This is a genomic window from Candidatus Nanopelagicales bacterium, assembly GCA_028687755.1.
In the GTDB taxonomy this organism is placed as follows: Bacteria; Actinomycetota; Actinomycetes; order S36-B12; family S36-B12; genus UBA11398.
In genome coordinates this window covers 277034-289283 of record JAQTZL010000002.1, presented here as the reverse complement: position 1 = coordinate 289283, position 12250 = coordinate 277034, and the positions used below count along the sequence as shown (strand labels likewise).

The 12250-nt window shown below is 54.0% G+C and carries 10 protein-coding genes; 4 read left to right on the top strand and 6 right to left on the bottom strand.

The window, feature by feature from the left end:
• Positions 1-43: 43 nt before the first annotated feature.
• Complete coding sequence (gene rpsT / locus PHN51_04555; GenBank protein MDD2818048.1) at positions 44-301, top strand: 30S ribosomal protein S20; 258 nt, start codon at positions 44-46, stop codon at positions 299-301.
• Positions 302-390: 89 nt separating this feature from the next.
• Positions 391-882, top strand: coding sequence for a hypothetical protein (locus tag PHN51_04550; protein MDD2818047.1), 492 nt, complete (start codon positions 391-393; stop codon positions 880-882).
• On the opposite strand, the gene PHN51_04545 is transcribed toward PHN51_04550, so the two are convergent.
• The 5 genes from PHN51_04545 to leuS all read right to left on the bottom strand — a co-directional run bounded on the left by PHN51_04545 (position 883) and on the right by leuS (position 8292).
• On the bottom strand, positions 883-1641 hold the full coding sequence (locus tag PHN51_04545; protein ID MDD2818046.1) for an SDR family oxidoreductase: 759 nt from the start codon (positions 1639-1641) through the stop codon (positions 883-885). It lies immediately after the preceding gene.
• Between the two features lie 9 nt (positions 1642-1650).
• Positions 1651-2658, bottom strand: coding sequence for a DNA polymerase III subunit delta (gene holA / locus PHN51_04540; GenBank protein ID MDD2818045.1), 1008 nt, complete (start codon positions 2656-2658; stop codon positions 1651-1653).
• A 22-nt stretch (positions 2659-2680) separates the two neighbouring features.
• Positions 2681-5032: a DNA internalization-related competence protein ComEC/Rec2 gene (locus PHN51_04535; GenBank protein MDD2818044.1), complete on the bottom strand. Its 2352-nt coding sequence runs from the start codon at positions 5030-5032 to the stop codon at positions 2681-2683.
• Positions 5029-5733, bottom strand: coding sequence for a helix-hairpin-helix domain-containing protein (locus tag PHN51_04530; GenBank protein ID MDD2818043.1), 705 nt, complete (start codon positions 5731-5733; stop codon positions 5029-5031). The genes PHN51_04535 and PHN51_04530 overlap by 4 nt, the downstream gene beginning before the upstream one ends.
• A 90-nt stretch (positions 5734-5823) precedes the next feature.
• Positions 5824-8292 (bottom strand): leucine--tRNA ligase, encoded by a 2469-nt coding sequence (gene leuS / locus PHN51_04525; protein ID MDD2818042.1) that lies wholly within the window; start codon positions 8290-8292, stop codon positions 5824-5826.
• 66 nt (positions 8293-8358) lie between these two features.
• Between leuS and PHN51_04520 the strand changes: the two genes are divergently transcribed.
• Positions 8359-9411, top strand: a complete 1053-nt coding sequence (locus PHN51_04520) for an FUSC family protein (GenBank protein MDD2818041.1) — start codon at positions 8359-8361, stop codon at positions 9409-9411.
• 4 nt (positions 9412-9415) lie between these two features.
• On the opposite strand, the gene gabT is transcribed toward PHN51_04520, so the two are convergent.
• Positions 9416-10759, bottom strand: a complete 1344-nt coding sequence (gene gabT, locus PHN51_04515; protein ID MDD2818040.1) for a 4-aminobutyrate--2-oxoglutarate transaminase — start codon at positions 10757-10759, stop codon at positions 9416-9418.
• Between the two features lie 56 nt (positions 10760-10815).
• On the opposite strand from gabT, the gene PHN51_04510 reads away from it, so the two are divergent.
• Complete coding sequence (locus PHN51_04510) at positions 10816-12246, top strand: aminotransferase class V-fold PLP-dependent enzyme (protein MDD2818039.1); 1431 nt, start codon at positions 10816-10818, stop codon at positions 12244-12246.
• Positions 12247-12250: the final 4 nt, after the last annotated feature.

Genomic DNA, 12250 nt, shown 5'->3' with positions numbered 1-12250 from the left:
CTGCGGATTCAAGGATCCATCAGATTCGAGTAAAGGTAGAACCGTGGCGAACATCAAGTCGCAGATTAAGCGTAACCGGACCAACGAGTTGGCTCGTCAGCGCAACAAGGCTGTGAAGAGTGGCCTGAAGACCGCCATTCGCAAGTTCCGTGACGCTGCTGATGCAGGCAAGCCAGAAGCTAAGGATTTGGCAAAGGCTGCAACCCGCGAGCTCGACCAGGCTGCAAGCAAGGGCGTTATCCACGCGAACCAAGCAGCAAACCGCAAGTCAGCAATCGCATCACGCGCTGCTGCTCTCTAAAACCTTTGATGGGGTTTCCCATCTGCACTGACCCTCTGATCTGCACTGGCAGACCTGAGGGTCTTTTGCTTGAACGACAAGGAATCAACATGAGTTCGATCATTGACGGACCTAAGAGTCGCCACGAAGAATGGCACGAGGGCGTCACGATGGCGATTTACATCAATCTTTCATTGCTCGCCGTGCTCCTGGTGATTCCCGAAAACTCAGAACAAAGCCATGTCCAGCTCGTCGTATTCATTTTGGCAACAACCATTGCACTCCTTTTGGCCCATCAGGTCGCCTTTCGCCTTTCCAGTAAATTCGTCAATCGCGGAGAGGTCCACCACAATCTCTCGCGATTACTCCTTGCGCAAGGTGCGGGAGCTGCAACAGCTGCGGCACTAGCAAGCGTGCCCGTGCTGTTCTTCGGCGTCGATGGATTGTGGCTTTCAGAGGCCTTACTGCTCGCCTTCGTCTGCTCAATCGGCTTCATCGCTTCGCGATCGGGTGGCGCATCAATTTTGCGCGCAATTGGCTACGTGGCATTTTTGATTGTGGTGGTCACTGCAATCATCGTGTTCAAAATTGTTGCCAAGTAACTAGCTGGTTGCGTATCCGCCGTTGACCGGAATGGTTTGACCAGTAATCCAGCTGCCTTCATCTGACACAAGCAACAACACTGCTGGCGCAATGTCTTCCGGTGTTCCGCGTCTGCGGGTTGCATACAACTTATTCATTTTTGCTAATCGCTCAGCATCAAGTTGTTGATTTGGATTCGCAATGGAACCCAAAGAAATTGAATTGCAGGTCACACCGGCTGATCCAACTTCCTTCGCAAGTGAGCGCATAAACCCTGGACCCATTGCCTTTGCTGCTCCGTACACCGCAACACCCGCATCCCCTACTCGCCCACCATCAGAAGTGATGGTGACGATGCGCCCCCACTTTCCTTCAATCATCTTTGGGAGAACTGCGTAGGTTGCGTTCAGCAAGCCATAACCATTGAGTTCAATATGTCGCGACCACTGCGCCGGATCAGAATCAACAAAGCGAGCTAATTCAATACCTTCAGCTGGGATACCTGCGTTGTTGACCAAGATGTCTACCGCGCAACCCAGGCCACTGGTTACCTGATCAATCTGGTCTTGAAGGATATGGAGTTTCGTAATGTCTGCAACAAGCGGTGCAGCGCTACCGCCAGACCTGCGAATCTCTTCAACAACGACTTCGGCGCGGTCTTGGAAAAGATCGTTGACAAGAACAGTCGCGCCTTGCTCAGCAAGCACTCGAGCAATCTGCGCACCCACACCTTGACCAGCACCAGTGACTAACGCGCAATGCCCTGCAAGGTTGAACATGTTTGGACTCTAGAGCGCGCCCTTTGACGATGTCAGTAAAACGAGCCGTTCCAGAGCAAGTAATTTCTGCTCAGGATCAAGGGCTGTTCCCTCACCCACGCCACCTTTAGCAGCGCCATCAGCATCCGCTAACGCAACAGCAGCTGCTGCGAGCCGGCGCTGATCACCACTCCATGCCGCCCATTGATGACGCAATGCCTTGACCTTCCAAGGTGGCACTCCCGCCTGCCGAGCAACATCGGCTTCAGAAGTTCCAGGCCCAGCTGCAGCCACTCGAATAATGGAGCGCAATCCAGAAGCAAGAGCCATGACCATTGGCACCGAGATGTCACCGGAGTCACGCATAGCCCAACGAAGGGAACGCAGGGCTTCAGCTGGCCGGCGATCCCAGACTGCATCGGCTACCGCGAAACCAGTGACGCCTGTGATGCCGGCAAAGTAATCGTGCACATCATCAAGCCCGATGGGATTGTTCTCAACATCGGCCGTGAGCTGTGAAATAGCGCCAGTGAGCAGGCGTAGATCTGTGCCGACAGAATCAATGAGCGCCGACAAGGCTTCGTCGGTCATCGCTCGCTTGTATGAAGCGATTTCTTTCGTGAGATAGCCGCGAAGCTCTTTACCCTTGAGTTGTGTGCAGGCAATCTGTTCGGCACCACTCTTCTTCAAAGTATCGAGCAGATTCTTGCCTTTAACGCCACCAGGGTGAGTCAGGATTAACCACGCGTGATCGGCTGGATCTTCGGCGAAGGCACGCAGCACGCCATCAAGTTCATCGGTTGCTTGGTCGATGCCGGTCACAACAACTGCGGTGTTCTCACCAAAAAGATTCGGACTTGAAGCCTCGCGTAGTAGCGCAGCAGCATCATCACCATTGGCGGCCAAGGTCGTGATTTGCAGTTCACCCTCATTGGCAGTCAGCTGCTTCAGTGTTGTGCGAACGACTCGATCAATGAGCAGCGGTTCATTTCCGATCGCGATGGTGATGCGCGGGATCGAAACTGCAGTTTTAGCCATGGTGATCACAGCATGCCATGACTCATCCGTGCTGGCCCAAGAGCCCGATTGTGCCGTCAGGTTGGCGCCAAATGGCAAGACTGCCCTGCTGATCAGTGCGGACAACCTGTGCTCCGGCAGCCTGCCAATTGGCTACCGTGCTCGCCGCAGGGTGGCCGTAGCTATTGCCTTCGCCCACGCTGACGAAGGCCAGCGAAGCCCCAGTCCAACGAGCAAAAGCTGGATCCTGATATCGACTGCCGTGGTGGGGAACCTTGGCAACTTGCGCACCCGGGGAAGGATTTTCAGCCATCACCGCCGCCTGGGCTTCGGGCTCGATGTCTCCGGGGAGCACAAAACGAAGCCCACCCGCATCAGCGATTAACACAATGCTCGCGTTATTTGGCTCATCATCGATGAGACGACTGGGCCACAGAACTTTCCACATCACTGAGCCGGACTGTTGTGAGACACCCGAATGCAACACCGCCAGTTGAACACCACGTTCATTCACCATTGCTCGTGCTTCGCGAGCCTGGCTTTCCGGTTCATTGAGTGATGTAGTGAATGCAGCTCTCAACTCCCTACCCCGCAATGCACCGCGCAAACCACCGACATGGTCTGCGTGGAAATGCGTGATGACTAACGCATCGATCACCGCGATCCCCAGATCATCAAGGCAGCGATCCATCACCTCGCCTTGTAGCCCCACATCGATGACCATCGCGGCTTGATCGCCCGTGCGAAGTACAACACCGTCACCTTGACCAACATCGCAGGCAACAAGTACCCATTGGGCGGGCAGCCACCGTCGACTTGAACTTGAGAACACAATGAACAGCACGAGCGCAAGCACAATTGTTGCTGATCCCCATTGCAGGATCGCTGGAATGCCACTGGGAAAGAATTGGTGTACGCGCTTGCGCGCAAACATCACCACAGCAATCAGCACCGCAAAGAATGCAGCCCCTGCCATGCCGCTTGGCCATGGCACCACAGCGAACGGAAGATTCGCGCACCAGAATGCAACATTTGCAATCCATGAAGCCAGCCAACTCGCAACAACGCCAACGAATACAGCTGCAGGCATGAACACCACACTGAGTACTGCCGCAAGTAGTCCCAGAATCGTAATAACAGGAACCACGGGCATTGCCAGCACGTTTGCTGGAACTCCGGCTAAGCCAACAGAACTTCCCATCGCGATAACAATGGGCAGGGTTGCAATTTGAGCAGTTAACGTCACAGCCAGACCATCTTGAAGGGTTTTAGGCATTGCTGGAAATTTCCGCTGGATCCATTCGAGCATGGTCGGCGCAAAAAGAATGAGGCCTGCGGTAGCACCAACCGATAACGCAAAGCCCCACGAAATCGCCAAAGCTGGCGCAATGACAATGAGTACCGCGATCGAAACCGCAAGCACAGCAATGCCTCTTCGTTGCCCACCGCTGAACATTCCAACGAGTACCACTGTCGCCATCACTGCAGCACGTAAGACGCTAGGTTGAGGGCGCACGAGGATCACAAACCACGTGAGTGCCACAAGGGTGGTGATGATTTGAACGGGCAACTTCAATCGCAGTAGTCGCGTAGCACCCACGACAATCACAATGACGATTGCTAAATTGCCTCCAGAAACTGCAGTGAGATGCGACAGCCCCGCTGTGCGCATTGCATCTTTGAGTTCCTGTGGTTGCATCGACTGCTCGCCGATTGCTAAACCTGCTACTAACGCACCACTATCAACCGGTCGACCAACTAATGCCCGCTGTAATCCAGCACGTAAGGAATTTGCGCTGGCATCGATGATTCCAGGCGGAGCCAAAACAACAGGGTCCCTATTTGCTCGCAACTGCGCTGCAGTCTGCGGTGCTTCACCCGTGGTCAATTTCCCATGCACTTTGACCAGTGACCCGATAGGTGGCGGTTGCCACGGACCCTTCACCGATATTGGTAATTCGATGCGCCACTGTTCGCCTCGAAATTCAACCCAACTGCTGGCAATACTCCAACTCACCTGCGGCTCTTGACTCCACAACCGCGCATTGGCTGATTGATCTTCCTTACCTTCGCTTTGCACAATCCCAACGAGGTCAACTGACTGCTGCTCGCTCACCCACGTACGCAACGGTTCGCTCTTCAGCGCATTCAGATGAAAAACAGCCACACTCACGCCGACAAAAGCGCCAAGAGTCACAGCAATAGTTTTCGTTGGAACAGACAATTTGAGTAGTAAGGCTCGCACCGCGCTCAGTGCGCCAACGGCAAGCACGATTGCAAAACAGATCTCCAACGCGGTGAATGGCACCAGATCTGTATTGATACATAGGAGTTCAACCGCAAGGGCACCGCCCCACAATGCAAGACATGGCAGCGCAATGCCAGAAATTCTCACATCGAAACAAGTGGTCGGAGCCGACTTAAGGTTGCAGGCCCAATGCCGGGCACATCGTCGAGATCATCTACCGCGCGAAAGCCTCCATGGGAACTTCGGTATTCCATGATGCGTTGCGCAAGCGAAGGCCCAACACCAGGAAGGGATTCAAGTTGTTGCTGATTGGAGCTATTGAGGCTGATCTTGCCGCCACTGTGAGATCCGTTGGCAGAACTGGCTGATCCACCATCTGCTCCAACGACAATTTGCTCACCATCAATGAGTGTTCGCGCAAGATTGACTGAATCTTGCGCCTTGGCATTGGTTACTCCCCCAGCAGCGCTCACCGCGTCGGCAACGCGCGAGCCGATCGGGAGATGTTTCAACCCGGGCTTGCGCACCGCTCCCGCAACATGGACGACAACCTCACCCGTTGCACTGGGCACACCGGCCGCACCACTTGCTGAAAATAAGGGAGTTGGAGTGACAGGAATTGAATCTACGTGTTGCGGCTGACCCCGAAACCAGAACCATGCCATGGCAACGAAGGCAAGGGCCGCGATTGCACCTAAAACCTTCCACGATTTGCGATCAATGCTCTGACCACCGTCATGCGATACCGCAGTATCGGGCATCACAAGTGGCAAAGAGTGTTCCGCTCGTACCGGCGGTAACCACTGCTGAGCTATTCCAGCGAGGCGATCAGATATCGAAGGAGCCATCCGCGCACGGTAAGGAATTCACCGTGCGCAACACAGTGCTCGCGCACCGCCTGTGGATGAGATCCAGCAAGTCGCTTGCCTGTGGATGAATTACGCAGGCACGATATTGACCAGTTTTGGGGCCCGAACAATCACTGTGCGCAATTCTTGGCCAGCTATTGCATCTGCAACTGCAGCAAGTGCCTGCTCACGAAGGTCAGCTTCACTGATGTCAGGTGAAACCTCAAGACGCTCGCGCACCTTGCCCGCAACCTGTACAACACAGATAACCGAGTCTTCAACCAACAAAGCTGGATCAACCACTGGCCAACCAGCCAGTGCCACTGCAGGCTCGTGGCCAAGGCGCATCCACATATCTTCCGCGGTGTAAGGCGCAACCAAGGAAAGAATGATTGCCACAGCTTGCGCCGCTTCGCGAACAGCAGGATCAGCGGCACCAACCCCAGTGTCGATCGCCTTACGAGTGACATTCACGAGTTCCATTGCACGAGCAATTGCTACGTTGAAACGGAAGGTTTCAACTGCTTGCTGTGCATCATGAACTGCCTTATGCGTTGCCTTGCGAAGAGCAAGATCACCCTTGGTGAAATCAACATCAGTAGCGCTTGTGACATCGCCAGATAAGCGCCAAGCGCGTGCCAAGAACTTCTTCGATCCACTTGGCGACACATCGGCCCAGTCGACGTCATCTTCTGGCGGACCAGCGAAGACCATCGTCAAGCGAACAGCATCAACACCATGGGCATTGAGTTCATCTGACAAACGGACCAAGTTGCCGCGACTCTTACTCATCGCTGAGCCGTCCATCACGACCATGCCTTGGTTCAACAGGCGCGTAAATGGTTCATCAAAGTCAAGCAAGCCCATGTCGTTCAACACCTTGGTGAAGAAACGGCTGTACAGCAAATGCAAGATCGCGTGGGTGACGCCTCCAACATATTGATCAACAGGAAGCCATTCGCGGGCTAGCTCTGGATCAAAAGCTGCCGTTTCATTATGTGGGTCGAGGTAGCGCAGGTAATACCAAGACGAATCTACGAACGTGTCCATCGTGTCGGTATCGCGAACAGCAGGGCCAGCACACTTTGGGCATGCAACATGCGACCACTCGGTAGCTGCACCAAGAGGAGAGGATCCTTTCGGTTTGAGATCTAAGCCTTCAGCCGATGGAAGCACCACTGGAAGCTGTTCAAGAGGAACAGGAACTTCACCACAAGATGGGCAGTGGATGATCGGAATAGGTGCGCCCCAGTAACGCTGGCGCGAAATCAGCCAGTCACGCAGGCGGTAGTTCACCGCTTCTTTGCCGGTATTGCGCTCTGCAAGCACTGCGATCATCGCCGCGATTGCTTCTTCTTTACCTAAGCCATCAAGCGGGCCGGAGTTCACATGTGCACCGTCATCAGCGGTGGCAACCCCTGTGATAGCAGGATCTTCTTCGCTTGCAACCACAACGCGAATCGGAAGATCAAAGGTCTTCGCGAAATCAAGGTCGCGTTGGTCATGGGCGGGAACAGCCATGATTGCGCCAGTTCCGTAATCCGCGAGCACGTAATCCGAAGCCCACACAGGAATACGCTCACCATTAACTGGGTTAATCGCATAACGTTCAAGGAACACACCCGTTTTTGCTCGTGTTGAATCAAGACGATCCATGTCACTGCTCTTGCGAACTTCAGCAAGGTACTCAGTGAATGCAGCCTCAGCGGTAGTGCCAGCTGCAAGCTCTGCAGCCAAGTCTGAGTCAGCAGCAACGACAAAGAAGGTTGCCCCAAACAAAGTGTCGGGGCGCGTGGTGTACACCGTTACTGGTTCTGCGCGACCTTCAATTTCAAACAGCACTTCAGCACCCGTTGATTTGCCGATCCAGTTGCGCTGCATGAGCAGCACTTTTTCTGGCCAGTTACCTTCCAACTGCTTCATGTCATCAAGCAAACGATCTGCATAGTCAGTGATACGCAAGTACCACTGGTTCAACTTCTTCTTGGTGACGGTTGAGTCGCAACGCTCACACAATCCACCGACGACCTGCTCGTTAGCCAGTACCGTTTGGCAGGTTGGGCACCAGTTAACTGCGCTGTCTTTGCGATAGGCCAAGCCGCGCTCATACATTTGCAAGAAGAACCACTGGGTCCACTTGTAGTACTCAGGATCGCAAGTGTTGAGTACGCGATCCCAATCAAAGGAACATGCGTAGCGACGCATTGAAACTTTTTGTTGTTCGATGTTTTCGTACGTCCACTCAATAGGGTCTGAAGCGCGCTTGATTGCTGCGTTTTCTGCCGGCAAACCGAAGGCGTCCCAACCAATCGGGTGCATGACGTTGTAGCCCTGCTGAACCCAGTAGCGAGCGACAACATCGCCGAGGGCATACGCCTCAGCGTGCCCCATATGGAGGTCACCTGATGGGTAAGGAAACATGTCCAAGACGTACTTCTTGGGGCGAGGGTCATCAGCGCGACCTGAGCGAAATGGAGCAAGGTCATCCCAGACCGGGAGCCAACGCTCCTGGATTGCCTCGAAGTCATAAACAGCAGGCTCAATTGGGGACTGGCTCACGATTTCCTCTCGCAGTTCAAGGGACCTAAGCCTACCGATGGTCGACGGACCCGTCAGAATGCAGCCGTGGACACCAAAGATCTCAATGTTTTCCGGCTCGAGCGCAGCCTGAACTGGATCGGTGCCATTCGGGTGGGCATCGTGGTGGGCGCTTTGGTGAGTTGGTGTTTCTTCACCGACAACGTGCATTACGCGTTGCCACTAGCCATGGGTTCCCTGTTCACAGGCATGGCTGAGGCCGGCGAACAAACAGGCCATCGCTGGCGCACCATGCTTTGGACCACCATGTGGCTGTTCCTGGCCACATTGCTCGGCGGATTTTTGACCGATGTGTTTTGGCTCGGGCTCATCGCCACTGCACTCGTTGCAGCCGGATCGGGACTTGCAGGTTCAGCCAGCCCTCGCGCCGGATTAATTGCCCTTTTCGCGTTGGTGAACTTCACTGTCTATTTCGGTGGCCCAGACACCGCAATGTCACCATGGCTATCAGCTTCACTGATTGCCGTGGGCGGCCTTTCGCAGGCGTTAGTGATGATTGGCCCATATTTGATCACCGATCCACGAATTTTCATCCGTGAGTTCAAGCGACGTCCACCGTTCATTCCACGGGTTCGCGAACATCTGCGTTGGCATGATCAATATGTTGATCATGCAATCCGATTATCAATTGCTGTCACAGTAGCGACAGCAATAGCCCAAGTCTCCGGCCTTCAACATCAATATTGGCTGCCAATGACCGTTGCTTGGGTGACTCAATCCGGGCAACTTGGAACCGTGCGGCGCGTACTCTCGCGGATTCTTGGCACCTTTGCCGGCCTGATCGTGGTGATTGCTTACATCGACTGGGTGCACGCCCAAGGCCAGTGGCTTGTTCCGCTCACTGCGATTGCCGGCGGACTGGCAGTGCTGTTTATTACCTCGAATTACCTCATCAGCGTAATTGGCACCACCACGTTGATTGTCACCGTGCTCTACATGGATGGCGACAAACTTTCGTCCACTGCGCCACTACGCCTAGGTGAAACTATCGTTGCCGGGATCATCGCCATTGCGGCATTGGCGATTTGGCCTGACAAGAAAATATTGCCAGAACCAACTTCAGTACCTAGCAAGGCGTAAACACTCAGCTCAATGAGGCGAATGCTTCTTCAAGCACACCAAGGGCGTCACGCAGAAGTTCATCCGTGATAACCAATGGCGGAAGAAAGCGAATCACGTTGTTGTAGGTGCCTGCAGTGAGCACAAGTACGCCCTTGCTTTGACAGTACGTGACAACATCAGTAACTGCTTGGGCATTTGGTTCCTTCGAACCTGCATGCACGAGTTCAATTGCTTGCATCGCTCCGCGCCCTCGCACTTCGCCAATGATTGGGTACGTGCTCGCCAACATTGTGAGTGACTCATTGAGAATCTGGCCAATGTGCTGTGCACGCTCAATGAGATTGTCTTGGGAGTAACTCTCAAGAGTGCCCAACGCTGCAGCGCAAGCAACGGGATTGCCGCCGTACGTGCCACCTAAGCCACCCGCATGTACCGAATCCATGATCTCAGCGCGGCCAGTGACTGCAGCAAGCGGGAGACCACCGGCAATGCCCTTGGCCATCGTCATCATGTCAGGAACTACGCCTTCATGATCAACAGCAAACATGTCACCGGTTCGAGCGAAGCCTGATTGCACTTCATCTGCGATGAACACGATGCCGTTTTCTTTTGCGTATTGTGCAAGACCAGGCAAGAAACCTACCGGCGGAACGAGGAAACCACCTTCGCCGAGAATCGGTTCAATCAAAATGGCAGCCACGTTGTGTGCGCCAATTTCTTTTTCAATTTTCAGCGTGATTTCATTCAACGCATCTTCAGTAATCGTCGCAGGGTTACCTAACCAGCGGTACAAGTAAGGGAAAGGCACGCGGTAAATCTCGTTTGCGAATGGGCCAAAGCCTTCCTTATACGGAATATTTTTTGCCGTGAGCGCCATCGTGAGATTCGTTCGGCCATGGTAAGCATGTTCGAACACCACCACAGCTGGACGCTTGGTGTAATGACGCGCGACCTTGACCGCATTCTCAACGGCTTCAGCACCTGAATTCACCAGCAACGACTTTTTCGGATGATCACCTGGAGTGATCTCGTTCAAGATTTCGCAGACTTCGATGTAGCTCTCGTATGGAGCAACTGTGAAGCAGGTGTGCGTGATTGCTTGAACCTGATCGATTACGCGCGCAACTACTCGGTCGTTCGTGTTACCAACGTTTGTCACACCGATGCCTGATCCAAGATCGATGATGCAGTTGCCATCGATGTCTTGGAGAATTGCGTCGTGGGCACGCTCAATGACCACTGGGATGGCCATGCCGAGCCCAGCTGAGGTTGCTGCTGATCTACGTTTAAGAACTTCCACTGACTTAGGTCCAGGAATGGGAGTCACCAACCGGCGCTCTTGGACGAGGGAAGTTTCAACCGTCATGGGGAAAGTCTAAGGCTTGTTGTGCAGTGCTTCGGCCGAGAAGTTACCCTCGGAGCGTGAGTGAATTGCGTTACAGCGCCCCTTTGTTAGATGCGTACCTCTCGTATTTTGAGACTGTTCGCACTCCGTTCACCATTCCAGGCCACAAGCAGCAGGCCGCACACCTTGATGCTGGCCTGGGCAAGCTCGTCGATGTTGACACTCCCCTTTATGGCGGACTCGATGAAATCAAGCTGACCAATCAGGTTTTGCGGCAGGCCGAAAGCCTTGCTGCGGCTGCGTGGGGCGGCGACTGGGCTCGTTTTTCAACTGGCGGATCAACCCACGCCAATCAGGCAATCATCTTTGCGCTCGGCCAACCAGGCGACCGCATCGCCGTCTCACGCACAGCTCACCGTTCGGTCTTGAGTGCGCTCGTACTGGCCGGATTAGAACCAATTTGGATGTCGCCAGAGATTGATGAAGCAACAGGCTTGCCAATCGGTATTTCGGTTACTGAATTTGAAAAGACTCTCGATCGCGATCCGATTGCACTGCTTCTGACTGAGCCTGGCTATCTCGGCACGATCTCTGATCTGCCACCGCTCATTGCCCGGGCACATGAACGTGGCATTCCGGTGATCTTGGATGCCGCTTGGGGCGGCCACTTTGGTTTCCATCCCCAATTGCCTTCGCACGCAATACAACTCGGTGCGGATGCACTCATCACCAGCACGCATAAAACCCTTCCGGGTTACAGCGCATCTGCGTTGCTTGTTGCGCGCACTGAATTTCTCAATGCTGATCGACTAGAGCAGAGTTTCGAAACCACTCACACGACTTCGCCCGCAGGTGCACCACTGGCCTCAATCGACGGGTGTCGCGCGTTATTGGAAACGCGCGGTGAAGAACTACTCAGCTATCTCATCTCAAACGTCAATGCCTTCAAAGCTCGCGTACAAGCCGAGTTTGATCCACAAATTTTCTTGAATGTTGATGACTTCCCTGCTGGTCGTTTCGATCCGGTCAAAATTGTGTTGCGCGCAAATCAACTTGGCGCGTCAGGTGTGGACATCGAACGAGCACTCATCGAACAAGGCATCCGGGTAGAAATGGCTGACCGCGACACCTTGGTGTTCCTTGCAACGCTCGCTGATCAAGAAGCTGATTTCAATCACGCAGCAGATGTACTGATTCCGATTCTCAAAACACTAGCCACAACACCTCGACCAAGCGCAACGGCATTGAGCTGGTCAGTCGTTCCACAGGTGGGCATTTCTATGCGCGATGCGTACTTCGCGCCTACTGAACTCGTGCAATGGGCCGATGCAGCAGGAAGAATTTCCGCTGATCTCATTGCGCCATATCCACCAGGCGTTGCAGTGGTTGCACCCGGGGAGATTCTTACGGAGGAAATCATCACCGGTCTCAAAGCATCACAGCTTGCCGGCGTGCGAATTGCCTATGCAACTGATCCAACTCTGGAGCACTACCGGGTTGTGAAATAACCTT